This window comes from Streptomyces sp. NPDC111744, assembly GCF_055634995.1.
This window is the reverse complement of sequence record NZ_JBVKCG010000014.1, coordinates 1-22514: the sequence shown is the minus strand read 5'-3', so window position 1 is coordinate 22514 and position 22514 is coordinate 1. Positions and strand designations below refer to the sequence as shown.

The following is a 22514-nucleotide window of genomic DNA, read 5'->3' as shown; positions in this document are numbered from 1 at the left end:
CCAGAGATGAGAGAAGACCGACGGACAGGAGGCAGGCGCGTGGTGCTGGTGGTGTCGGAAGAAGTCCGTGAGGCACTCGGCGCGGGCCGGGCAGTGGTGGCCCTGGAGTCCACGATCATCGCGCATGGGCTGCCGCGCCCGCGCAACCTTCAGGTGGCGCTGGAGCTGGAAGAGGCGGTACGGCGCGAGGGTGCCGTGCCCGCGACCATCGCGGTGCTGGACGGGCGGCCCCATGTCGGCCTGGCCAAGGACCAGTTGGAGCGGGTCGCCAACGAGGACGGGATCCGCAAGCTGGGCCACCGCGACCTGCCACTCGCCGTGGCGGCGAGGGCGAGCGGGGCGACCACCGTGTCGGCGACGGCGCAGCTGGCTGCGCTGGCCGGCATCCGGGTGTTCGCGACGGGCGGTCTCGGCGGGGTCCACCGGGAGTGGACGGTGACCCAGGACGAGTCCGCCGACCTGGGACTGCTGGCGCGCACCCGGATCACGGTGGTGTGTGCGGGCGTGAAGTCGATCCTGGACGTGCCGGCGACCCTGCAGCGTCTGGAGACCCTGGGTGTGGCGGTGGCCGGCTACGGCACGGCCCGCTTCCCCGGCTTCTATCTGTCCGACTCCGGGTATCCGGTCGACTGGACGCTGGAGACCCCGGTGCAGGTCGCGGACGTCATGCGGGCGCAGGACGCGCTCGACGCGGCGGACACGGCGCTGATCGTCGCCCATCCGGTCCCGGAGGCGGAGCAGCTCGATCCCGCGCTGCACGCGCGGGTGCTCGCCGACGCGCTGCACGCGTGCGACGCGGAGGGGATCACCGGTCAGGCGGTCACGCCGTTCCTGCTCGACTATCTGGTCCGGCACACGGACGGCGCCTCGCTGGAGGCCAACCTGGCGGCCGTACGGGGCAACGTACGGCTGGCGGCGCGGATCGCCTCGGCGTGGGCCAGGGGGTGACGACAGCCGGAGAGGGCGCGCTGCTGGTCGTCGGGGACGTCGTCACCGACGTCGTCGCGCGGCACCGGGGTCCGCTCGCGACCGGCACGGACACGGCCGCGGTGATCCGTACCGTGCCGGGCGGGGCAGGTGCCAATGTGGCCTGCTGGGCCGCCCGTACGGGCTGTGCGGACGTACGGCTGCTGGGGCGGGTCGGCGCGGACGCGGCGGAGTGGCACGAGCGGGAGCTGGTCGCGGCCGGGGTGCGGCCAAGACTGGTGATGGACCCGGAGGCCGCGACGGGGACGGTCATCTGCCTGGTCGACAACGGCGCCTCGGCCGAGCGCACCTTTCTCACGGACAGCGGGGCGTCGCTGCGGCTGGAACCCGCCGACTGGTCGGACGCGCTGCTCGACGGGGTCGCCCGGCTGCATCTGTCCGGTTATCTGCTGTTCTCCGAGCCGAGCCGGGCGCTGGTGGCGGTGGCACTGGCGTCGGCACGCGCGCGTGGCGTGCCGGTGAGCCTGGACCCGGCGTCGGCCGGGTTCCTCGTGGCGCTGGGTGTGGACCGCTTCCTGGCGCTCGTCAAGGGCGTGGACGTCCTGCTGCCGAGCCGGGACGAGGCCTGTCTGCTCACGGGGCTGCCCGATCCGGCAGAGGCGGCGGCAGAGTTGAGCCGCCATGTGCCGCTGGTGGTGGCCAAGGCGGGGGCTGACGGCGCACTGGTCGCCGAGGCGGGCGACGTCCTCGCGCGGGTTCCGGCCGAACCGGCGACGCCTAGGGACACCACGGGTGCAGGTGACGCCTTCACCGGGGCGTTCCTCGCCGCGCTGGTCGCCGGCGCGGATCCCGGGGAAGCGGCGGCGCGGGGCTGCCGGGCGGGCGCGAGGGCGGTGGAACGCGTGGGCGCCAGACCGCCCGTCCACGGCTGACATGGCACCGCGGCCCAAAGCGGCGGGCCGGCGCCTTGTCCGGCAGGCCTGCCTTGCCCGGCGGACCTACTCCTTGCGGCCCCATGCCGAGATCATCGGGGCTGTGGCGAGGTCCATGCTGCCCGCCGCCACGTTGGCCAGGTGCTGGTCGATCTCCTCGTCGGTGGCCAGACCCGCGGCGACGAGCTGGTCGCGGATCTGCCGGACCGTGGCGGATTCCAGGGCGGTGCAGGCGGGCGAGGCGACGGGGAAGTAGGCGTCGGCCTCCACGTGGTGCAGCCCGGCCCCGCGGAGCAGCTGCGGGAGTTTGCGGCCGTACGACAGGTCGGCGCCGCGTTCGGCGAGGAGCTTGCGGAAGCCTTGGCGCAGGCGGTTGGCGAGCTGTTGCTCGGGGCCGTACTCGTGGGGGCAGGTCAGGGGCTGGAGGGCGGGGTCGGCGTCCTCGATCAGCAGCCGTCCGCCGGAGCGCAGGGCCTTGATCATGGAGCGCAACGCCCGTTCCCGGTCCGGGACATGGACCAGCACGAGCCGGGCGTGCACCAGGTCGAAGCCCTCCCCCGGCGTCTCCTCGGACCCGACGTCGTGGGTGCGGACCTCGACCGGTGGGTGGGCGGCCGTGGCGAGCAGCGAAGTGTTGATGTCGGTGGCGACGACCTGCCCGGTCGGTCCGACCCTCTTCGCCAGCCAGGACACCACGGAGGTGCCGCCGGCCCCGACCTCCCAGCAGCGCCAGCCCGGTCCGAGACCGAATGCCTCAAGGTGCCGGAAGGTGGTGGGGTCGAAGAGGGTGGCGAAGGCGTCGAAGCGCTGTCCGGCCTCGCTCTTGCGGTTGTCGAGGAGATATCCGTCGGCCTGTGTCATGAAGCGATCATCCCAGTTGCCCGGCTTGTCCGGGACGGGAGCCGGCTTGTCCACAGGCGGGAACCAACCGGAATCCGCTGCTCCCACAGCCTTACCCGTGTCTCACGCCGGGCTGGCAGACTTGCCCGGCAAGGCGCGGAAGCGTTGCGCGAGGGGATCCATGCAAGGAGATCCGGATGACGATGGCAGGGAATCTGCGGAAGGTCACAGGGCTTGGCAGGGCCGGCGGCCTGCGCAAGGTGGCGCGGCTGGCCCGGCGACGGCCCCGCGTCGACCTGAACCATCACGCACGGTCCCCGTTGGGCTCCTCAGTGGTCAACTGCGTCACATACGAAGAGGGGGCGCGGGTCCCGGAGTGCAGCGATCTCCACTCCGCCGTGGAGCGGGTGCGCAAGAAGGGCGAGGGGTTCGTCTGGCTGGGGCTGCACGAGCCGACGGACAGTGAGTTCGCCGGCATCGCCGAGCTGTTCGACCTGCACCCGCTGGCCGTGGAGGACGCGGTCGAGGCCCATCAGCGCCCGAAGGTTGAGCGGTACGGCGAGACGCTGTTCGCGGTGTTCAAGACGGTCTGCTACGTGGAGCACGAGACGCTGACGGCGACCAGCGAGGTGGTGAACACCGGCGAGATCATGGTGTTCGTCGGCGAGGAGTTCGTGATCACGGTGCGGCACGGCCGGCACGGCTCGCTGGGGCCGCTGCGTGAGGAGTTGGAGGCGACACCTGGTCAGCTGGCCAAGGGTCCTGCGGCGGTGCTGCACGCGATCGCGGACCATGTGGTCGACGACTATCTGGACGTCACGGACGCGGTGCAGGCCGACATCGACCAGGTGGAGGCGGATGTGTTCGCGGAGAACGGCGCGCGGGCCGACCCGGGGCGGATCTACCAGATGAAGCGTGAACTCCTTGAGCTGAAGCGGGCGGTGGTACCGCTCGGCAGGCCGATGGAGGAGCTGACCACCCGGCCGATACGGGTGATCGCCCCGGAGATACAGGCCTACTTCCGGGACGTGCTCGACCATCTGATGCGGGCCAAGGAGCAGATCGCGTCCTTCGACGAACTGCTCAACTCCATTCTCCAGGCGCACCTGGCGCAGGTGACGGTCGCACAGAACGAGGACATGCGGAAGATCACGGCCTGGGCCGCGGTGATCGCCGTGCCGACGATGGTGTGCGGGGTGTACGGCATGAACTTCGATCACATGCCGGAGCTGCACTGGCGGTTCGGCTATCCGCTCGTCATCGGCGTCATATCCGTGGCCTGTCTCGTGCTGTACCGGGGCTTCCGCCGCAACGGCTGGCTCTGAGCTCCACGACCGGCTCCGAGGACCACGGCCCCCGAGGCCGCCTCAGGCCGAGAAGGCGATGACCCTGCGCGGGACGACCCTGATGATCACGCGCACCTCGTCGTCCTTCTCGGCGGGCGGGTCGATGCCGAGGTACTTGTGGGAGAGCTCGTAGGGGAGCCGCTTGCCCTCGTCCGGGAGGATCTCGGCGGTGCCGCGGATCTCGGCCGAGCGGTAGGGGTCGGCCAGATCGAAGACGGTGAGACTGACACGGGGGTCACGGCGGAGGTTGCGCACCTTCTGGCGGCCGTCGGTGGAGGAGAACAGCACCGTGTCGCCCTCGCGCTTGATCCAGACCACCGAGTTCTGCGGGGCACCGTCGGGGCCGAGCGTGGCGACGGCGGCGAAATTCCTGCCGTCGAGGATGGCGCGCACGGAGTCGTCGAAGGTGACTGAGGTGTGCGTGGAGATCGTCATACGACCAGACTAGTTACATGCGTACGCATATAAAAGCGGTTTGCCGAATCGGCCGCCGAGAAGCAGATCGCCGGGCCCGCCGCGGATGCGGAACGCTCAGCCGCTCCACGCCGGATGCCGTGGATCGTCGGCCCGGACCAGGACGTCGGCAGTGCCGGCAGGGTCGGTCTCGGCCTCGTAGCGTTCGAAGGCGGGGAGGGTCCATTGGTCGGTCTCGGGCGTTCGGCGGCGCAGGGCGCCGGGTGACAGGAGGAGGTGGACGGTCAGGTCGAACGGGAACCAGTGCCGCAGCAGGAGCGGTCCGTGCAGCAGCAGGAAGCCACCGGGCTGGAGGTGGGCATAGGGGGTGCGGGTGGCTCGGTCGGTGGCCGGGTCCCACAGGTCGGGCAGGACGCGGCCGGTCCCGCCGGGGTCGAGGGGGCCGAAGACCTCCCGCCACAGGGCGTTGGTGTCGAACCAGCCGCCGTAGTACGACTCCGCGTCACGGCGGCCGTACTCCAGACGCAGCGAGGCGGGGCGCAGGAAGCCCTCGGTGCCCACGACGAGCGAAGGCCTGCCCCGTACGCGCAGCGCCTCCGCGACGCGCTCCGCGAGGTCCCCGGGCCGGGCGGCCGGGGCGCCGTCGAAAGCGACGCGCGGCCAGGCACCCCCGTCGGCGGGCTTCAGTTCGAGCAGCCGATCGGCGAGACGCTCGGCGAGCCGGTCCCAGGTGATCGCTTCGAGTCGCACGGGGTCATGATGCCGTGTGGGGCGGGGCCGCCGGGCAGGCCGGGGCGTTTTAGGCGTCCGCCGACGGTCGTCAGCGGTGGCGGTGGGTGTCACGGGCGCGCGAATTGCCTCGGGGCGGACGGGCGGCCCGTGATGGACGACCCGACGGTGTTTCCGGTCGAGATACGGCCGTTCGCGCTGGCGCACACCGCGGGGCTGACGCGCTGCCGGGAACGGGGAGAGGAGGCCGTCGACTGGGTGATGCTCACACCGGCCGGCTCCCTGGAGCACGGCGCGGAACGGACCGGGCGGTACCGGGTGGGCGGCGGGGAGCTGGTGCCCGAAGGCGAGCCCTGGCTGTCGTACGCGTATCTCGCGGTGGCCGTGGCCGACGAGATCGAGAGACCGGCGCGGCACCGTACACGGGTGTCGGTGTTCAACTTCCGGGAGGAGGCCAAAAGGGCGTAGCCGACGTGGGTTCCAGCCGTGGACAGGGAAAAGAACCGCATATGACGCGCCTCGCAACTCCCCCGCACCACGGCGGACTTCTGGTTGTGCAGCCGCTTCGGCACAAGCGGTGTGCGGCCTGTCGGCGCGGGCCGTTGTCGATGCTGGTGCTGGAGGACGGGGCGCCGCGGTGTCTGGAGTGTGCCGATCTCGGGCATCTGGTGTTCCTGCCGCGTGGGGACACGGCTCTGACCCGGCGGTCGCGGGAGGAGAGCACGCTGTCGGCGGTGGTGGTGCGGTTCGACCGGCGCAAGAGCCGGTACGAGCGGCAGGGCGTCCTCGTAGAGGAGGCCGCGCTGGCCCGGGCCGAGGCGCGGTGTCTGGCCGATGCCGAGGCACGGCGGCGGCGCCGGGCGCGGGACGCGAAGCGGCGGGCGGCGGAGGATGTGCGGTTCACGGAGGCGTTCGCGGCGGAGATCCTGCGTTTGTTCCCGGGCTGTCCGGTGGAGCGGGCCCTGGCGATCGCGGCACACGCGTCGCTGCGGGGCAGCGGCCGGGTGGGGCGGACCGCGGCCGGGCGGGCGCTGACTGAGAGCGCCGTGATCTCGGCGGTGGTGGCGGGGGTACGGCATGTGGACACGCCGTACGACCAGCTGCTGATGAGCGGGGTGCCACGGTACGAGGCGCGGCGGCGGATCGCGAGGACGGTGGAGGCGGTGCTGCGGGGGTGGGAGGCCGGGGTGGAGATCCGCTTGACCGGCTGACCCCGGGCAGCGCTGCGCAGGCCTCGCCGGGATGCCGGTACGGCGGCCCAGCGGGGACGGGGACGGGAGGGCGGATGTGTATGTGGACGTGCTTCACAGCCATGAGAGGCGGTCAGTCGTGGGCATTGACTTGAGTGACGGCGGTGTCGGAGGCGAGGGGCGAGAGTGAGTGTGGTGGTTGTGATCGACGGGCCGTACTACGTACTGGTCCTGCTGGGGGTACTGGGGACCGGGCTGGTGGCGGGGGTGTTCTGCGGGTTCTCGATCTTCGTGATGCGTGGGCTGGCCTCGTTGCCGTCGGCACAGGGGGTCGCCGCGATGAACGCGATCAACCGCGCGGCCCTGACCCCGGCGTTCATGCTGCTGTTCGCTGGGTCGGCGGTGCTGTGCGCGCTGATCGCGGTGGTGACGTTCGTGGTGTGGCCGGACGAGGGGAAGACGGAGCTGCTGCTGGGCAGCACGCTGTATCTGTTCGGTTCGTTCGGGCTGACTTTGGTGACGAACGTGCCCAGGAACGAGGCGCTGGCCAAGCTGGAGCCGGGCACGCCGGAGGCCGCCTCCTACTGGCCGGCGTATGTGCGTGAGTGGACGCAGTGGAACCACGTGCGCACCCTCGCGGCGGCCGCGGCGGCGGTCCTGTATGTACTGGCCCTGTCCTGAGGGAGACATGGGAGAAAACTGACGCCGGACTGGCTTCCGGCTGGCCGCTGGCTGGCTCCCGGCTGAGGAAGCCCCGGCAGAAGGCGCTGTCAGCCGCTCTGCGGGCGTAACCGAGCGGACGTATCGTGGCCGAAAGAGTGCCGCCGATGACGCACGGCCTGGGGCAATCGCACGCGAGGAAGTCGACCATGGCCGACCCCAAGGGTTTCATGACCACGCCGCGGGAGGAGTGGCCGCGGCGGCCGGTCGAGGAGCGGGTCCGGGACTGGGACGAGGTGTATGTCCCCGGGGCGCTGCTGCCCATCATCAGCAAGCAGGCGGACCGCTGCATGGACTGCGGGGTGCCGTTCTGCCACGACGCGTGTCCGCTGGGCAATCTGATCCCCGAGTGGAACGACCTGGTGTCGCGGGAGGACTGGCTGGCGGCGAGCGACCGGCTGCACGCGACGAACAACTTCCCCGAGTTCACGGGGAGGTTGTGTCCGGCGCCGTGCGAGGCGGGGTGCGTGCTCGCGATCAACCAGCCGGCCGTCACGATCAAGAACGTCGAGTGCGCCATAGCCGACCGGGCCTGGGCGGAGGGGTTCACCTCTCCACGGCCGCCGGAACGGCTGTCCGGGCGGACCGTGGCGGTGATCGGGTCCGGTCCGACCGGGCTCGCGGCGGCGCAGCAGCTGACCCGGGCCGGTCACACCGTCGCCGTGTACGAGAAGGACGACCGGCTCGGCGGGCTGATGCGGTACGGCATCCCCTCGTTCAAGATGGAGAAACACCATCTGGAGCGGCGGCTGGGCCAGATGCGCGCCGAGGGAACGAAGTTCCGTACGTCGGTGGCGGTGGGGCAGGACATCGGGGCGGCGGAGCTGCGGGGGCGGTACGACGCGGTGGTGATCGCGACCGGGGCGACGGCGTGGCGGGAACTTCCGGTGCCAGGTCGGGAGTTGGACGGGATACACCAGGCGATGGAGTATCTGCCGCTGTCCAACCGGGTGTGCGAGGGGGATCTGGCGCGGTCGCCGCTGTCGGCGGCCGGCAAGCATGTGGTGATCGTGGGCGGGGGTGACACGGGGGCGGACTGTCTGGGGACGGCGGTGCGGGAGCGGGCCGCGTCGGTGACCCAGCTGGACATCTACGCGCAGCCGGGGGCGGAGCGGGACGAGGATGTCGAGCCGTGGCCGACGTATCCGAAGATCTACCGGCTGTCGGCGGCGCACGAGGAGGCGCGGGATCTGGAGACGGCACCCGCGGCGCACGCGGACGCGCGGTTGTTCGCGGCGTCGACGCTCCGCTTCACCGGCGACGAGAACGGGCATGTGAGGTCGCTGCACCTGACGGAGGTGGACGCGGCGCGGCGCCCGGTGCAGGGAACCGGTCGGACGCTCCCCACCGACATGGTGCTGCTCGCACTCGGTTTCTCTGGGCCCGACCGGGAGGACGGGCTCATCGACCAGCTGGGGGTGGTGACGGAGCCGCGCGGGACGATCGCCCGGGACGCGGAGTTCACCACGAACGTGCCTGGTGTGTTCGCCGCCGGGGACGCGGCGCGCGGGCAGTCGCTCATCGTCTGGGCGATCGCGGAGGGGCGGGCGGTGGCGGCGGCCGTCGACCGCTATCTGACAGGGAGTTCGCAGCTGCCGGCGCCTATATCGCCGTACGACCGGCCGATGAGCGTGTAGGTGACCGTGTGCGTGAGGGGCGGGGGTGGCTGGGAAGAGCAGGGCGGGCGGGGCCGGGTCAGAGGTGTCGGCGTTCGTCCAGCGGTTCCTGGACGTCGTCGCGGATGCCCCGGCGCATGTGGTCGTGACTCTGGTCCCGGCCGCCCCCCAAACACCGAGGCGCCCGGTTACGGCTTGCGCCCCACCGCCCCGTACCCCGGAATCACCCCGTCGTCCTGCCCCGGCACCGGCTCACCCAGCTCAGGACGCCAGTGGTGGACCACCGAGACGCCGGGGTCGACGAGTTCCAGGCCGTCGAAGAAGCGGCCGAACTCCTCCCGGGAGCGCAGCGCCAGGGTGACTCCGGCCGCCCTGAGTTTCGCGGTGGCCTCCGCCGACTCCTCCGGGGTGAAGTCGGCGGTGGCGTGGGTCATCATCAGGTAGCTGCCGGACGGCAGTTCGGCCAGCAGCCGGCCGACCAGCTCGTGCGCCCCGTCCTCGTCGGGGACGAAGTGGAGCAGGGCGACGAGCGACAGCGCGACCGGACGGTCGAGGTCCAGGATCTCGCGCGCGCCGGCGACGATCGCCGCCGGGTCGCGCACATCGGCCTGGAGATACTCCGTCGCGCCCTCGGGTGTGCTGCGCAGCAGGGCAGCCGCGTGGGCCAGCACGATCGGGTCGTGGTCGCAGTAGACGACCCGGGCCTCGGGCGCGACGCCCTGGGCGATCTGGTGCAGGTTGGGCTCGGTCGGGATGCCCGTGCCGACGTCCAGGAACTGCCGTACGCCCTGCTCGGCCAGCCACCGGGTGGCGCGGTGCATGAAGGCGCGGTTGACCCGCGCCATCACCGGCACCCGGGGGTCGAGGGCGAGCATCTGCTTGCCCATCTCCTCGTCGACCGGGTAGTTGTCCTTGCCGCCGAGATACCAGTCGTACATCCGCGCGGGATGCGGCTTGCTGGTGTCGATCACGGTGCGGTCCTGCCCGGTCATGAGGCACTCCATAAGCGTCCGACGCGGTCAATGATCAATTTAGTTCCAGGAAAAGGGAGTTGAATCGAAGCTGAACGTGCTGAACAAGCTGAACAAGGGAAAGAGCAGGGTCAGGAGAGCAGGAAGTCGGCCTCCCCCGCCTTGGCGCCCTCGATGAAGGCCGTCATCTCGTCCGTGGTGTAGATCAGCGCCGGTCCGTCGGGGTCGGTCGACTGGCGGACGGCGATCCGGCCGTCCGCCAGCTTCATCGCCTCCAGGCAGTTGCCGCCGTTGCCGCCGCTCCACGGCTTGTGCCAGCCCTCGCTGCCCAGTTCCCGGGCGGGCATGCCGTTGTAGATCCGCTTGGTGCGGTTCCGCGGCCTGGACTGGGGTTTGATGCGATCCATTCACAGCTCCTTGCGGAGATCCCGGAGGATCTCCTTCGTGCGTTGTGCCGTAGCGGCCTGCGCCGCCATGCGGTCCATGACCTCGAGGTGGGTCGCCACCTCGGTGCGCGCGTCCAGGTAGACGGCGCCGGTCAGGTACTCGCTGTAGACCATGTCCGGCAGTTCGGGCATGGCGAATCGGAACAGCACGAAGGGCCCGTACGTCCCCGGGTGCGGCCCGCTCTCGAACGGGGCGACCTGGAGCGTCACATTGGGCAGCTTCGTGACCTCTAGCAGCCGGTCGATCTGCGCGCGCATCACCTCCGGGCCCCCGACCGGGCGGCGCAGGGCGGTCTCGTCCATCACGGCCCAGAAGCGGGGAGCGTCATCACGGGTGAGCAGACCCTGGCGCTGCATGCGCAGGGCGACATGGCGCTCGATGTCCTCCGGCCAGGTCTGGCCGACGGCGCCCGACTTCAGCACCCCGCGCGCGTAGTCCTCGGTCTGCAGCAGCCCGGGCACGAAGTGCGGTTCGTAGGAACGGATCAGGCTCGCCGCGCCCTCCAGGCTGACGTACATGGAGAACCAGCTCGGCAGGATGTCATGGAACCGCTGCCACCAGCCGGGCTGGTTGGCCTCCTCGGCGAGCCGGACGAAGACGTCGGCCTCGTCGTCGGTCACCCCGTAGGCCTTCAGGAGCAGTTGGAGGTACGGGATCTTGAGGGCGACCTCGGCCATCTCCATACGGCGGATGGTGGCGGGCGCCACGCGGAGCACACGGGCGGCCTCCTCACGCTTGAGTCCGGCGCGTTCGCGCAGGTCAAGGAGGCGCCGACCGAGGACCACCTGGCCCACAGTCGGCGCGGACCGCGGCTCGCTCACGCTCCACCTCCACGAAGTTCCCCGGCCGGGCCGCCACTTGCGCTCGTCGGCGGCACGGCCGCAACCACCTACAGGTGTCACCTGTCACCGGCATGCTGACAGCCCAGCGGCGCCATTCGAAGACTCATTCGAGGATCTGACGGCAGAACCAGACAGGACAGAGGACCGAATTGACCGAAACAACCGGAAACTTCCGGTTCGGTCATATCAATCCCATTGGCCCGATCGGCCCGCCGGATCCTCACTGATCCCAACTGGCGCCGCTCGACATGCTGTTGCGAGCAGTGTGCCACGACGCCTCACCGCGTCACACAGCACTCTGCATTTTTCAGAGTGACTCTTGCCAAGTGTTCACGGCGGGGCGATAGTGGCAAGCGTGATTCCGTCCGCGCCCTTAGGAACAGACGCCGCCGCAGACCCTTTCGGTCTCGGCGCTGCCGCGGTGATCGCCCCTGGTAGGGGCACTGCCGAGCGCCGGTTCCGGTTCGAGCTGGCCGCTCATCCGGGTTCTCCCGCACAGGCCAGACGCCTGGTGCGTGCCCGGCTGACCGGCTGGTCGGTGTGCGCGGACACCTGTGACACCGCCATGCTCGTCATATCCGAGTTGGTCACCAACGCGATCGTGCACACCGCGAGCAGTCGCGTCGTGTGCGAGCTGCATGACCACGACGACACGGTGCGCATAGCCGTGCACGACGAGGGCTGTGCACCGGATGAGCCCCACCCGTCCCCGCAGCGTCCGGAGGAGGAGCACGGGAGGGGGTTGCTCCTCGTCGAGGCGCTGTGCCAGGCCTGGGGGGCTCAGGAACACGGTCCTGGGCTGCTGGTCTGGGCGGAGCTGCCGCGCCAGACCGACGCCGCCCAGGACCCCGCCGAACCCCGCAACGACCTCGGGTGGGGCGCCCGCCCCGACCCGGGCCCGTCGCGCGGCTCGTCCCGCGGGCCCTCGCGCGACCCGTCGCACGGGCCCGCGCACAGCCCGGTCCACCGTCCCTCGCCCGGTTCCGGGGAAGAGGGGCAGTCGGAGGCGGCGCTCCGCCCGGTGCCCGGGCGGAGGCAGCCGTGAATGGCATCCCCGGTTCCGGCCGGTCGCTGGGTCTCGACACCCTGGTCCGGCTGCAGCGCGGGCAGCGGCCGGCGGGCGCGGGGGGTGTGCGCCGGCTCCCGGTGCCCGAGGGCATGACAACACCGCTGGGCTGCGACACCGTGGCCGTACCGGCGCGCCTCGGGCCGCTGGTGGTACCCCGGCTGCCGCGGGTGGGCTGTGTGTACGCCGACGGCACGCGCTGGTGGTGGATCGTCCCGGCGGACTCCGACTACGCCCTCACCTGGCCCGCACCGGCTCACTACAGTCCGGGGGCCCCGCTCCCCGGCGCCGCCCGGCTGATCCACCGCCCCGACGGCACGGTGCCGTACACCCCGCCGATACCGCTCTACCTCGCCCTGTGCCGGGTGACGGGGACGACGCCGGAGTGGTCCCGCCCACTGAGCGCGTGACCGCTGCGCGGCTTCAGCCGACAGAAGCGGCGCGAGAGACCGGGTGGCGGGGATCGGCTCGGCTGTTCTGACCGAGGGCCGGGGCGGCTGTTCGGACTGAGGACCCTCTCGGCTGCTGTCCCAAACCGCCCCCGGCCCAGCCCACCTCTTTCCACCCCACCCACGACCCACCCATCCCCGGTCCACCCCCCCCCTCCCACCCCGCACCCCCAGCGCACTCCCCCGCGCCCCGCGAGCCCCGTCGCACGCCCTGCCCGGGGGCCGTCGTGCCCGCGATAGTGGCCGTTCGTCGACGGCCCTGGGAGGAACGCGGTGACGAAGAGGCGGGACACGGAGGCGTGCGATGTGTCGGAGTCGGAGCGGCTGCTGTTCGGAGGGCCGCTCCGCTACGACATGGGTTGGAACCAGCACCGGGACGCCTTCCTGGAGCTGGACCTCCGCGCGATGCTGACCCGTCTGCCCGGCATGCTCACGTCCAGCCTGCGGCTGGCCCGTCAGGCGGACCCCGGCGCCGCGCGCGTGGTGCTGGCCGCGCAGGTGGCCATCGGCGTGTCACAGGCCGTGAGCCTGCTGGCCGTGAACAGCGTGCTGGGCCGGCTGATCGGCACCGGCACCATCGAGGAACGGCTGCGCGGCGCCGCCCCCGCTCTGGTGGTCATGGCCACCGTGATGTTCGTGGCCGCCATGCTGCGTGCCGCCTCCACCTACGCCACGGGCCGCCTCGAACCCAAGGTCGAGCGGGTGGCGACCGAGATGTACCTGGAGCGCGCCGCGGCCGTCGAACTCGCCGCGATCGAGGACCACGCCTTCCACAAGCTGCTGGACACCGCACAGTACGGCGCCTCCTCCGCCCGCCGCATGATCATGTACGGCACCCGTGTGGTGAACGCGATGATCTCGCTGATCGCCGCGGCCGGTGTACTGACCGTGCTGCATCCGGCCCTGCTGCCACTGCTGATCACGATGACGATTCCCAGCGCCTGGGGCGCCCTGACCAACGCCCGGCGCCGCTACGAGTCGTTCCACACCTGGGTGCAGCACGCCCGCGCCGGCCATCTGATCAGCGCCCTGCTCACCGAGCCGGAGGCGGCGCCGGAGATCCGGGTGCACGGGGTCGGCCCGTTCCTGCTGCGGCACTTCCGGGCGATGTCGGAGACGGCGGAGGCCGAGCAGGCCCGGCTGGCCCGGCTCGCCGCCCGCACCGGCCTGATCGCGGCGGCCTGGACCGGTCTCGCGACCGTCGCCACCTACGCGACGCTGGGCGCCCTGCTGCTGAGCGGGGCGATGGCCCTGTCGGTGGCCGGTACTGCGGTGATCGCGATCCGCACCGGCTCGGCGAGCCTCAACACGCTCGTGCTGGAGATCAACACGCTGCACGAGGAGGCACTGTTCGTCGGCGACCTGGAACGGCTGTACGTCGAGGCAGCCGAACGGGCGATCCCGATCGGCGGCGACCCGCTCCCGGAGGATCCGCGGGAGATCCGCTTCGAGAACGTCACGTTCACCTATCCGGGTGATTCCACCCGTCCCGCCCTCGACGACGTCACCCTCACGCTCCCGCTGGGCCGGATCGTCGCCCTGGTCGGCGAGAACGGCTCCGGCAAGACCACCCTGGTCAAGCTGCTGGCCGGGCTCTACCAGCCGGACCGGGGCCGCATCCTCTGGGACGGGGTCGACGCGGCGAAGTCCGACCGGCACCGGCTCGCCGAGCGCGTCGCGATGCTGGCCCAGGACTTCAAGCGCTGGCCCTTCACCGCCAAGGTCAATGTGGCCGTCGGCCGCTCGTCGGCGCCGCTCACCGAGGAGCGACTGACCAGGTCGGTCTCGGAGGCCGGCGCGGAGGAGGTGGTCGAGGATCTGCCACGCGGCCTCGAGACCCTGCTGGCCCGGAACTTCAGCGGCGGGCACGAGCTGTCCGGCGGTCAGTGGCAGCGGCTGGGCATCGCGCGGGCCGCCTACCGGCGCGGGCGCATCCTGATCGTGGACGAGCCGACGGCCGCCCTGGACGCCCGGGCCGAGCTGGAGGTCTTCGAGAAGATCCGTGCGCTGGCGGGCAGCGGGCAGACCGTCGTACTGATCACGCACCGGCTGGCGTCGGTCCGCCACGCCGATCTGGTGCACGTCCTGGATCAGGGCCAGGTCGTGGAGTCCGGGACCCCCGACGAACTCCTGGCGAGCGGCGGGGTCTACGCAGAGCTGTACGCGCTCCAGGCGGACCAGTTCACGACCAAGGTGCCCGTCCGGAAGGTGGGGTAGCCCTCCGACCGGCGCTCGGCTAGCCCTCGGCTCCGTCGCCGCCGCGCACGATCACCAGGAACGTGTCGGTCGCCAGGTCCATCACGACCTCGGCGGGCATGCCTTCGAGTCGCCGCGCGTGCGCGAACTCCTCCGCCGGCCATGATCCTCGCGGTCCGCCTGCGGGAAAGCCCTCGAGCACCGTTCGCCCGTTCACCATCCTGCACCTCCAGAAGTGCGCCGTAGTTGTAGGAGTTAACGCTCTGGAGAACACGAATGGCTCGGCCAGTGACGGCACTGAGACATTGCCGACACGTCACCGGCGCGGAGGGTGACATTCCGTTGACTTTCGGCCACTTTCGTGACCGCTTGTGTCACTCCTCGTACTCGTCGTGATAACGGACCCGGTCGCTGCCCGCGGGTACCCGGCCGAGCGCCGTGAGGTCGAGCAGGGAACTGGTCGAGCCGAGTCCGTCGAGGCCGCGGTCGTGGGCGGAGTAGGTGTGGAAGACCCGGTTGTGCTCCCGCAGGAAGCAGCTGATCCCGGGCCGTTCGACCGGTTCGTCGTCGACCACGAGGGTCGCCCTGAAGTCGCGGTTGAAGTCGCTGTGGTACGACGAGTACCAGGGCAGCGTCCAGCCCATCCGCGCCTTGAACGGCAGGATCCTGGTGAACGGCGCCCGGGACACCGCGGCGAACGAGGTGCCGCGGGCCCGCAGATGGGCGAGATGGCCGATCTGGTCCAGGAACGCGGAGCAGTTGGGACAGCCGGCCTCCCACTCCGGGGCGAACATGAAGTGATAGACGATCAGTTGGGCCCGTCCCTCGAAGAGGTCGAGCAGGGTGGCCTTGCCGTCGCCGCCCTCGAACACGTACTCGGGGTCCACCTCGACCATCGGGAGCCGGCGCCGCTCGGCGTTGAGCACCTCCCGCGCGCGTGTGAGCGCCTCTTCCTTGAGCAGTAACTCCTCACGCGCTGCACGCCACCGCTCACGCGAGACGATCTCCGGAAGCGACATGGGCCCTCCTTACGACGGTCGGTTCCGGGTGGTGACCGCCGGAGGGAAGAGAACTCATCGGCGCGGCCGAGGTTTTTTTCCGCGCCACCGCCAGATGCGGCTCCTTCGAACACGCCACGGCCGGCAGCGCCACCGTCGGACACGCCACCGCGGGACGCGCCCCCTCAGGTGTCGTACTCCTGGATGCGCCGACCCTGCCGGCGCTCGACGAGGGCGGGCAGCCGCTCCCCCGACTCCCGTACCACCATGGGCATGTCGAGGGTGAGCAGTTCGCGGTCGCGCATCAGGACACGGCCATCGACGATCGTCGTGCGGACGTCGGCGGAGCGGGCGCTGTGCACGAGCGTGGCGGCGAGCGTGGACGGGCTGGGTGTGCGGCCCGGTGAGGTCGACGAGAACGATGTCGGCGCGGTGGCCGGGGGCGAGCCGGCCGATGCGTGCGCCTAGCCCGACGGCCCGCGCGCTCTGCAGCGTGGCGTGGTGCAGGGCCTGCCGGGAGCCGGCGTGGATCGCCCTCGCTGGACTTCTGGATCAGCGAGGTGAGCGCCATCGACTCCCACACGTCGAGGCGGCCGCGAACTCCACTGACCGCTCGCGCCCTTCGGGCCCCTGCGAGGAGAAGTACGCCTCTCCCAGATGGGCCCGCAGCCCGCACTCGGCGACGACGGCGGCGACCGCGTCCATGCGGAAGTAGTGGTCGGCAGGTGACCCCGCCCCAGATCATCTCGGCACAGGCGAGCCGTGAACCCCAACTCCACATCCTTCCCGGTGAGGTTGGACTCGACGGGCCAGACGACGTCGTTGAACCACGCCTCTGTCGGCAGGTCCTCGGCGAGTCCGCGCAGGGCGACCACCGGGGCGTGGGTGTGACCACCGCTCCGCCGGCCCTCCCGTCGGTGGGCGAGGACCCGGCGGAGCGCCGCGGGGTACCGGGGGCGGACCACGCACCGGTGTGGGCACGGTTCGGCGACTGAGGCGTACGGCGTCGCCCTGATTCCCTACGCCGCGACCGGCATCCGCGGCACCGCGAGCCCGAGCCGCCGACCGCCATGCTCCAACTCGGCGGCCAGGTCTTCGAGTTGCCGGGTGTGCCGGGTGGTGAGCCGGCCTGTCTCGTCGAGGTGCACGGCGCACGCGGTGGTCGTGTCCACGAGTCGTTCGAGCGCGGCGGCCACCGCTTCGGTGCCCTCGGTGTGCCGGGCGAGGGCGGGGAGTTCGGCGGCGGCGAGGGCGATGGCGGTGCGGGCCTCGGCGAGGGTGCGGTAGGCCTCGCGGCGCAGGGCCCAGCGTTCGCCGCGGTCGTCGGACTCGCTCAGTACGTGGCCGAGATAGGCGTGTGCGGCCCGCCCGGCCGCCGCGAGCCGGGCCCGTACTCCGCCGCCCCGCTTCCCGGCCATCGGCAGATGCCCCACGATCAGCACGATCGCGCAGGCCAGCAGGGTCTCGCCGATGCGGCTGAGGGAGGCCTGCGGTTCGCCGCCGACCATGACCAGGGCGAGCACGAGGACGGTGACGGCGGCGGTCTGGGCGCCGAAGTGCCGGGTGGACACGGGGATGACCGCTCCGCAGACGGCGACCAGCGCGATGAGCCCCTCGGGCCGGGGCAGTACTGCAGCGAAGCCCGCGAAGACGAGGGCGCCGAGCACGGTCCCGGCGGCCCGGCACAGCACCCGGGAGGCGAGCGGCCCGAGGTCGGGCTTGACGAGGAAGACTGCGGTGGCGGGCAGCCAGTACCAGTGCTGGTGCCCTCCGTACCAGCGGGCCTGGTGCAGGGCCTGGGCGATGGCGACGCTGGCCCCGAAGCAGAGGGCGACCCGCAGCCCGTACTCCCGTCCACCGCTGCCGAGCGCGGCCCGCAGCACCTCCTTCGGGCTGCGGCGCCGGGCGGGCGGCCGGTGCTCCGCGCCCCCGGCCCGGTCGAAGGCCTCGGCGGCGCGCAGCAGGGCGTCGTCCAGGGCGCGCAGGGCGGGCGCCGACCGGGACGGCGCGGGCAGCGGCCCGGTGCCGCTGTTCCCCCGGACGGCGACGGCGAGCCGCCGGGGCCCCTCGGCCGCCCGCTCGGACATCGGCTCCCCCGCCCAGGCGAGGGCGGTCGCCGCCTCGCCGAGGGGCAGCGCGGCGGCGTACTGCGCGTGCAGCCGGCGCTCGGCGGCGGAACTGGCGTACCGCCGCAACCGGGGCCCGGTGAGCGCGTCCTGGGCATGGTCGAGCGCGGTGCTCAGCGCCTTGCGCCGCCCGAGGGCGGCCTCGCTGCCCACGGCGTCGAGCAGGTCGGCGATGGCGTCGTACACGGCGGCGACGGCGTCCCGTTCGCCGTCGAAGCGGTAGTCGCCGGTGAGGGCGCCGGGGGTGGGCAGGGCCAGCCGCAGCACCAGCAGCCACCCGGCTCCGGCGAGGAAGGCGAGGGCCCGCTGCCAGCCCGCCTCGGCGACCGGCATCCCGGCGCCGATGGCGGCGGCGACCAGTAACTGCGTCCCGGCCCCGGAGGCGACGGGCCCGACGGCACTCATCCCGCCGCCGACCAGCCCGAGCCCGGTGAGCAGCAGGGTCAGGGGGACGGGCGTGAGGTGCTCACCGCCGTACGTCCCGACGAGCAGTCCCACGGCCCCGGCCGCCGCGGGCGCCCCGAGCCGCCGTACGGAGGCCCGCCTGCTGCCCGGCCTGTCGTTGACCCCGGCGAGCATCGCGGCGATGGCGGCGACGACACCGAGAGAGGTGTGGCCGACCGCGACCGCGGTGAGCAGCAGCGGCCCGGCGGCCAGCGCCCCTCTCGTCACGGCGCTCCAGGGCACGGGCCCGCGCTGGGCGCGCAGGGCGTGGGCGAGCCAGGGCGGCAGGGCGACACGACGGGACACGGGGCTCCTGTACGGCGGACGAGGGCGGGGTATGCCTTCGGGCGACGGCGGCCGTGGCTTCCGGTCTGGGTGTCTCCACCGTAGATCGTGTTCCCGTACGGAAAGGTACGTTCGTATTTCCGAGGTGTGACAAGTGGGGCGAAGGGCCGTGTTCTTTATGAACGCAATTTCACGATGAACGTGAGCGGGCCCGAGGGCGTAGCCTGCCCCCTCCGCGGCGGCGAGGGCGGCCGCGGAGCGCAGGCGGCGGGAGGTGCTGGCGCGGATCGCGGCGGAGCCGGTCGACGTGCCGCGGCCGGCTCCGCACAGACTGGCGGCGCTCGCCGTCGAACACCGCAACCGGTGGGATGAGGAGCGGGCTTACCAGCGCGGGGAGCCCGACCGCTGCAAGGTCGGCGCGGCCCTGGCAGCGGGGTATGACGGATATTCGGATGCGGTCATGGCGCTGTAGTCCGGATGATCGGGAGGCCGTCAGTCGTCTGTCCGAGGAGCCACCGTGATCCGCCGTGTCACCGCCACCGCCCTCTTCCCTCCGCCCGGCTACTCGCACGTCTCCGTCGTCGAGGCCGGTACGAGACTCGCGTTCCTCGCCGGGGCCGTCCCGCTCGACACCGACGGACAGTTGGTCGGTGAGGGCGATCCCGTACGGCAGGCCGGGCAGGTGCTGGTGAATCTCGCGGAGCAACTGCGTGCGGTCGGCAGCGACCTGGCCCATGTCCTGGCCACCGACGTGTACGTCGTCAGCAGTGATCCGGCCGTGCTGTCCGCCGTCTGGGAGGTCGTCGAGGCCTCCGGGCTCCGTGGCGGGCCGCATTCGTCGACGCTGGTCGGTGTGGCCTGCCTCGGGTACACCGGGCAGCTGGTGGAGATCACGGCCACGGCCGTCGTGCCCGAGGGGGCGCGCCCGTGAGCGCCGGTGACAGGGTCGTGCTGCGCCGGGCGGCCGGGCCGGACGCCGCCGCCGTCGCCGACGTCTGGCTGCGGTCGTACTCCGCCGCCCTGCCCAGCGTCGTCCGGGCACGCTCCGACGACGAGGTGCGCGCGTACTTCCGGGAGGTCGTGGTGCCGGAGCGGGAGACCTGGCTCGCGGAGGTGGCCGGTCGCGTCGTGGGTGTGATGGTGCTCGCGGGGGACCAGTTGTCCCAGTTGTACCTGGCCCCCGAGTGGCGGGGGCGGAGCATCGGCGACCGGTTCGTCGCTCTGGCGAAGGAGCGCAACCCCCGGGGACTCACGCTCTGGGCGTTCCAGGTCAACAAGCCCGCCCACCGGTTCTACGAGCGGCACGGCTTCGTCCCCGTCGAGTACACGGACGGGAGCGGGAACGAGGAGCGGGAGCCTGATGTGCGGTACGTCTGGCGGCCCTGAACCTACGTGTCGCCGCCCGCGGTGTTGGTCACGCGATGGCCCCCGGCGAACGGGCCGCCGCGACGGCCTCGGTGCGGGCGCGGGTGGTGGGCGTGAGACCATTCGAGGCTCCCCAAGGCACAGCCGCACCGCGAAGTCCCAGAGGGTCCGGGCTCCCCGCGCGTCCACCACTATGCGGATCCCGTACCCCACATCCGCCTCTTCGCCAGCGGCTTCGCATAGCTGCTCGCCCGGCTGGTCGTGAGCCCAAGCGCCACCAGCGACTCCGCGAGCTTCACCCCCGCGCCGACCCCGTCGACCACCGGAAGCCCGAGCTTCTCCCCCACCACCCGCTGCAGTCCCGTCATCCCGGCGCAGCCCAGGACCAGGACCTCGGCGCCGGCGTCCCGGACCCGTTCGGCCGCCGCGAGGAACGCGGACTCCGTGCGCCCGGGGTCACCGGCGAGGTCGAGGACGCCCAGTCCCGTGCCGGCCACCGCCACGCAGTTGCGGCCCACCCCCGCCGTCTCCAGGCTGTCCTCGATCTGCCCGCGGGACCGTTCCAGGGTCGTGACGACGCCGTACCGGCGCCCCAGCAGACACGCCAGATGCGCGGCGGCCTCGGTGATGTCCACGACCGGTACGTCCACCAGCTCCCTTACGCCCTCGCGCCCGTGCTCACCGAAACCGGCCATGACCACCGCGTCGTACGGCGGACCGTCGTACGTCCGCAGCGCGTCGAGCACCGCCGCCGCCGAGAGGTAGCTGTCGAGCCAGCCCTCCGCCGACTCGGGGCCCCAGTCGGGGGTCAGACCGGTCACGGTGGTGCCCGGGCCTGCGGCGGCCCGGGCACCTCGTACGATCTCCTCTGTCATCTCCTGCGTGGTGTTGCAGTTGGTGACGACGATCCGCACGGTCGTCAGACCTCCCGGGGTGCGACGGCTCGGTCGGTGCGGCAGAGCGCCGCGTACAGCCCGGCGGCCAGTGCCGTGCCGATGAACCAGGAGTACGGCGCCACATCGCTGAACGTCTTCACCAGCGCGAGCACCGCCGCGACCGCCGCCGAGGGCAGGAACGCCCACAGCGCCTTGGGGTTGACGCCCTTGCGGTAGTGGTAGGGCGATCCCGGCGTCGCGTCGAACAGCTTCTCGACGTCCACCGCACCACGCTTGACCCAGTAGTAGTCGACCATGATCACGCCGAAGAGCGGGCCCAGGAAGGCGCCGAGGCCGCCGAGGAAGTAGTTGACGACGGTGGGGTTGGAGAAGAGGTTCCAGGGGGTGACAACCAGCGCGGCGACCGTGCTGATCATGCCGCCGACCCGGAAGCTGATCTTCTGCGGCCAGACGTTGGCCAGGTCGTACGCCGGTGAGACGAAGTTGGCGACGATGTTGACGCCCATGGTGGCGACCGCGAAGGTCAGGGCTGCCACGACCAGGACCCAGGTGTTGCCGACCTTGGCGACCAGTTCGGCGGGGTCGGTGATGGCCTCGCCGAAGACCTCCAGTGAGCCGGCAGTGACGATCACCGAGACGACCACGAAGGCCGTGGAGTTGATGGGCAGACCCCAGAAGTTGCCGCGGCGGACGGTGCGGTAGTCCGGTGCGAAGCGGGAGAAGTCGCAGAAGTTGAGCATCAGCGTGCCGTAGGTGGCCAGGATCAGGCCGATCGCGCCGAACCACTGCCGCCACTGCTCGCCGGCCGAGACCGGGTGCGGGGTGGAGGTGAGCGAGATGGTCCAGTGGGCCTTGGCCAGGATCCAGACGGCGAGCGCGATCATGACCAGCCAGATCGCGGGTCCGCAGAAGTCCTGGAACTTGCGGATCGTCTCCATGCCCCGGCTGATGATCGCCGCCTGGATCAGCCAGAGGGAGACGAAGGAGGTCCAGCCGAGCGCGTCCAGACCCAGGAACGAGTGGTGCGTCCAGGACTCCAGGCCGGGCCAGGCCGCCAGCAGCATCACGTTGACGGCGACAGACGCCAGATAGGTCTGGATGCCGTACCACATGATGGCGATCACGGCCCGGATCAGGGCCGGGATGTTGGCGCCCCAGACGCCGAAGCTGATCCGGCTGACCACCGGGAACGGCACGCCGTGGCGCTGGCCGATCCGCCCCATCTGGTTCATGCCGACGTAGATCAGCACAAAGCCGGCGAGGAGGGAGGTGAAGACCTGCCAGACGTTCATGCCGAGGACCAGCAGGCCGGCGGCGAAGGTGTAGTTGCCGAGGTTGTGGACGTCGGACATCCACATGGCGAAGAGGTCGAAGACCTTCCAGTTCCGCTTCTCGGCGGGGGCGAGGTCTTCGTTGGTGAGCCGGGGGTCGGGGACGAACGCGGGTGCGCCGGTGGCTTCGGCGCGGTCGGCCAGGGACACGGGGCCTCCAGGGACTACGGGGACGGGGAGAGCGGAGGACGACTGCCGGATACTGCGCGCGTTTGGTATACCAAACTGCGGTCATCGTCCTCCCGTCAAGCGTTCTGACCGATGTCCGTCCCGTTACGGCTCCGTAAAAGGGTCTGGCACAAGTTCCGTGAGCCGGTTGCTGACCGTGACGTCAGTGGCATGTGTTGAGATGACGGGACTCTGTTCGCCGACTTGCTGGGAGAT

Annotated in this window: 24 protein-coding genes and 1 pseudogene; 13 read left to right on the top strand and 12 right to left on the bottom strand. The window is 71.5% G+C overall.

What is annotated here, in order from left to right:
• Nucleotides 1-39 precede the first annotated feature (39 nt).
• On the top strand, nucleotides 40-948 hold the full coding sequence (locus tag ACZ7OO_RS27660) for a pseudouridine-5'-phosphate glycosidase (protein ID WP_471508701.1): 909 nt from the start codon (nucleotides 40-42) through the stop codon (nucleotides 946-948).
• Nucleotides 945-1859, top strand: coding sequence for a carbohydrate kinase family protein (locus ACZ7OO_RS27655; protein ID WP_471508699.1), 915 nt, complete (start codon nucleotides 945-947; stop codon nucleotides 1857-1859). Before ACZ7OO_RS27660 ends, ACZ7OO_RS27655 begins: the two co-directional genes overlap by 4 nt.
• A 66-nt stretch (nucleotides 1860-1925) precedes the next feature.
• Here the strand turns inward: ACZ7OO_RS27655 and ACZ7OO_RS27650 are convergent, their stop codons facing one another.
• Nucleotides 1926-2720, bottom strand: coding sequence for a methyltransferase domain-containing protein (locus tag ACZ7OO_RS27650; RefSeq protein WP_471508698.1), 795 nt, complete (start codon nucleotides 2718-2720; stop codon nucleotides 1926-1928).
• Nucleotides 2721-2896: 176 nt separating this feature from the next.
• Here ACZ7OO_RS27650 and corA point away from each other — a divergent pair, with 176 nt between their 5' ends.
• Nucleotides 2897-4024, top strand: coding sequence for a magnesium/cobalt transporter CorA (corA, locus tag ACZ7OO_RS27645; RefSeq protein ID WP_471508696.1), 1128 nt, complete (start codon nucleotides 2897-2899; stop codon nucleotides 4022-4024).
• 42 nt (nucleotides 4025-4066) lie between these two features.
• Here corA and ACZ7OO_RS27640 read toward each other — a convergent pair whose 3' ends face one another.
• Both ACZ7OO_RS27640 and ACZ7OO_RS27635 read right to left on the bottom strand, forming a co-directional pair.
• The gene (locus ACZ7OO_RS27640; protein ID WP_471508694.1) at nucleotides 4067-4480 is read right to left on the bottom strand and encodes a PPOX class F420-dependent oxidoreductase; all 414 of its coding nucleotides are present in this window, start codon (nucleotides 4478-4480) and stop codon (nucleotides 4067-4069) included.
• A gap of 96 nt (nucleotides 4481-4576) precedes the next feature.
• A complete protein-coding gene (locus ACZ7OO_RS27635; protein WP_471508692.1) occupies nucleotides 4577-5209 on the bottom strand; it encodes a nucleoside/nucleotide kinase family protein in 633 nt (210 codons plus the stop codon).
• Between the two features lie 132 nt (nucleotides 5210-5341).
• Here ACZ7OO_RS27635 and ACZ7OO_RS27630 point away from each other — a divergent pair, with 132 nt between their 5' ends.
• The 4 genes from ACZ7OO_RS27630 (at nucleotide 5342) to ACZ7OO_RS27615 (ending at nucleotide 8735) form a co-directional block, all read left to right on the top strand.
• On the top strand, nucleotides 5342-5656 hold the full coding sequence (locus ACZ7OO_RS27630) for an NAD(P)-dependent oxidoreductase (RefSeq protein ID WP_471508690.1): 315 nt from the start codon (nucleotides 5342-5344) through the stop codon (nucleotides 5654-5656).
• A 41-nt stretch (nucleotides 5657-5697) separates the two neighbouring features.
• Nucleotides 5698-6399 carry a DUF2293 domain-containing protein gene (locus ACZ7OO_RS27625; protein ID WP_471508688.1) on the top strand — a complete coding sequence of 234 codons (702 nt, stop codon included), beginning with the start codon at nucleotides 5698-5700 and terminating at the stop codon, nucleotides 6397-6399.
• Between the two features lie 180 nt (nucleotides 6400-6579).
• On the top strand, nucleotides 6580-7059 hold the full coding sequence (locus ACZ7OO_RS27620; protein WP_471509040.1) for an anthrone oxygenase family protein: 480 nt from the start codon (nucleotides 6580-6582) through the stop codon (nucleotides 7057-7059).
• 188 nt (nucleotides 7060-7247) lie between these two features.
• Nucleotides 7248-8735, top strand: a complete 1488-nt coding sequence (locus ACZ7OO_RS27615) for a glutamate synthase subunit beta (RefSeq protein WP_471508686.1) — start codon at nucleotides 7248-7250, stop codon at nucleotides 8733-8735.
• A 167-nt stretch (nucleotides 8736-8902) separates the two neighbouring features.
• On the opposite strand, the gene ACZ7OO_RS27610 is transcribed toward ACZ7OO_RS27615, so the two are convergent.
• From ACZ7OO_RS27610 to ACZ7OO_RS27600, 3 genes are all read right to left on the bottom strand, one after another.
• Nucleotides 8903-9706, bottom strand: a complete 804-nt coding sequence (locus ACZ7OO_RS27610; RefSeq protein WP_471508684.1) for an SAM-dependent methyltransferase — start codon at nucleotides 9704-9706, stop codon at nucleotides 8903-8905.
• Nucleotides 9707-9816: 110 nt separating this feature from the next.
• Nucleotides 9817-10092, bottom strand: a complete 276-nt coding sequence (locus ACZ7OO_RS27605) for a DUF397 domain-containing protein (protein ID WP_471508682.1) — start codon at nucleotides 10090-10092, stop codon at nucleotides 9817-9819.
• Nucleotides 10093-10953 carry a helix-turn-helix domain-containing protein gene (locus ACZ7OO_RS27600; protein ID WP_471508680.1) on the bottom strand — a complete coding sequence of 287 codons (861 nt, stop codon included), beginning with the start codon at nucleotides 10951-10953 and terminating at the stop codon, nucleotides 10093-10095. It lies immediately after the preceding gene.
• A 340-nt stretch (nucleotides 10954-11293) separates the two neighbouring features.
• On the opposite strand from ACZ7OO_RS27600, the gene ACZ7OO_RS27595 reads away from it, so the two are divergent.
• From ACZ7OO_RS27595 to ACZ7OO_RS27585, 3 genes are all read left to right on the top strand, one after another.
• Entirely contained in the window at nucleotides 11294-12019 is a 726-nt protein-coding gene (locus ACZ7OO_RS27595) for an ATP-binding protein (protein ID WP_471508678.1), read from the top strand.
• Nucleotides 12016-12450: a hypothetical protein gene (locus ACZ7OO_RS27590; protein WP_471508676.1), complete on the top strand. Its 435-nt coding sequence runs from the start codon at nucleotides 12016-12018 to the stop codon at nucleotides 12448-12450. The genes ACZ7OO_RS27595 and ACZ7OO_RS27590 overlap by 4 nt, the downstream gene beginning before the upstream one ends.
• Before the next feature lie 393 nt (nucleotides 12451-12843).
• Entirely contained in the window at nucleotides 12844-14706 is a 1863-nt protein-coding gene (locus tag ACZ7OO_RS27585; protein WP_471509038.1) for an ABC transporter ATP-binding protein, read from the top strand.
• Nucleotides 14707-14725: 19 nt separating this feature from the next.
• On the opposite strand, the gene ACZ7OO_RS27580 is transcribed toward ACZ7OO_RS27585, so the two are convergent.
• The 4 genes and pseudogenes from ACZ7OO_RS27580 to ACZ7OO_RS27565 form a co-directional block, all read right to left on the bottom strand.
• Entirely contained in the window at nucleotides 14726-14905 is a 180-nt protein-coding gene (locus ACZ7OO_RS27580) for a hypothetical protein (RefSeq protein ID WP_352224613.1), read from the bottom strand.
• Nucleotides 14906-15059: 154 nt separating this feature from the next.
• Complete coding sequence (locus ACZ7OO_RS27575; protein ID WP_471508674.1) at nucleotides 15060-15704, bottom strand: DUF899 domain-containing protein; 645 nt, start codon at nucleotides 15702-15704, stop codon at nucleotides 15060-15062.
• A gap of 164 nt (nucleotides 15705-15868) precedes the next feature.
• Nucleotides 15869-16573 (bottom strand): annotated as a pseudogene (locus ACZ7OO_RS27570) (amidohydrolase family protein); the annotation flags it as partial.
• Nucleotides 16574-16702: 129 nt separating this feature from the next.
• Complete coding sequence (locus tag ACZ7OO_RS27565) at nucleotides 16703-18559, bottom strand: FUSC family protein (RefSeq protein ID WP_471508673.1); 1857 nt, start codon at nucleotides 18557-18559, stop codon at nucleotides 16703-16705.
• Nucleotides 18560-18812: 253 nt separating this feature from the next.
• Between ACZ7OO_RS27565 and ACZ7OO_RS27560 the strand changes: the two genes are divergently transcribed.
• Genes ACZ7OO_RS27560 through ACZ7OO_RS27550 form a run of 3 tightly spaced genes read left to right on the top strand, consistent with a single transcriptional unit; the run spans nucleotide 18813 to nucleotide 19924 of the window.
• Entirely contained in the window at nucleotides 18813-19010 is a 198-nt protein-coding gene (locus ACZ7OO_RS27560; RefSeq protein ID WP_471508671.1) for a hypothetical protein, read from the top strand.
• A 45-nt stretch (nucleotides 19011-19055) separates the two neighbouring features.
• On the top strand, nucleotides 19056-19469 hold the full coding sequence (locus tag ACZ7OO_RS27555) for a RidA family protein (RefSeq protein ID WP_471508669.1): 414 nt from the start codon (nucleotides 19056-19058) through the stop codon (nucleotides 19467-19469).
• Nucleotides 19466-19924, top strand: a complete 459-nt coding sequence (locus ACZ7OO_RS27550; protein ID WP_471508667.1) for a GNAT family N-acetyltransferase — start codon at nucleotides 19466-19468, stop codon at nucleotides 19922-19924. The genes ACZ7OO_RS27555 and ACZ7OO_RS27550 overlap by 4 nt, the downstream gene beginning before the upstream one ends.
• Nucleotides 19925-20094: 170 nt before the next feature.
• Here ACZ7OO_RS27550 and ACZ7OO_RS27545 read toward each other — a convergent pair whose 3' ends face one another.
• Nucleotides 20095-20817 carry an aspartate/glutamate racemase family protein gene (locus ACZ7OO_RS27545; protein WP_471508666.1) on the bottom strand — a complete coding sequence of 241 codons (723 nt, stop codon included), beginning with the start codon at nucleotides 20815-20817 and terminating at the stop codon, nucleotides 20095-20097.
• Nucleotides 20818-20822: 5 nt separating this feature from the next.
• Nucleotides 20823-22280 carry an NCS1 family nucleobase:cation symporter-1 gene (locus ACZ7OO_RS27540; RefSeq protein WP_471508664.1) on the bottom strand — a complete coding sequence of 486 codons (1458 nt, stop codon included), beginning with the start codon at nucleotides 22278-22280 and terminating at the stop codon, nucleotides 20823-20825.
• Nucleotides 22281-22514 lie beyond the last annotated feature (234 nt).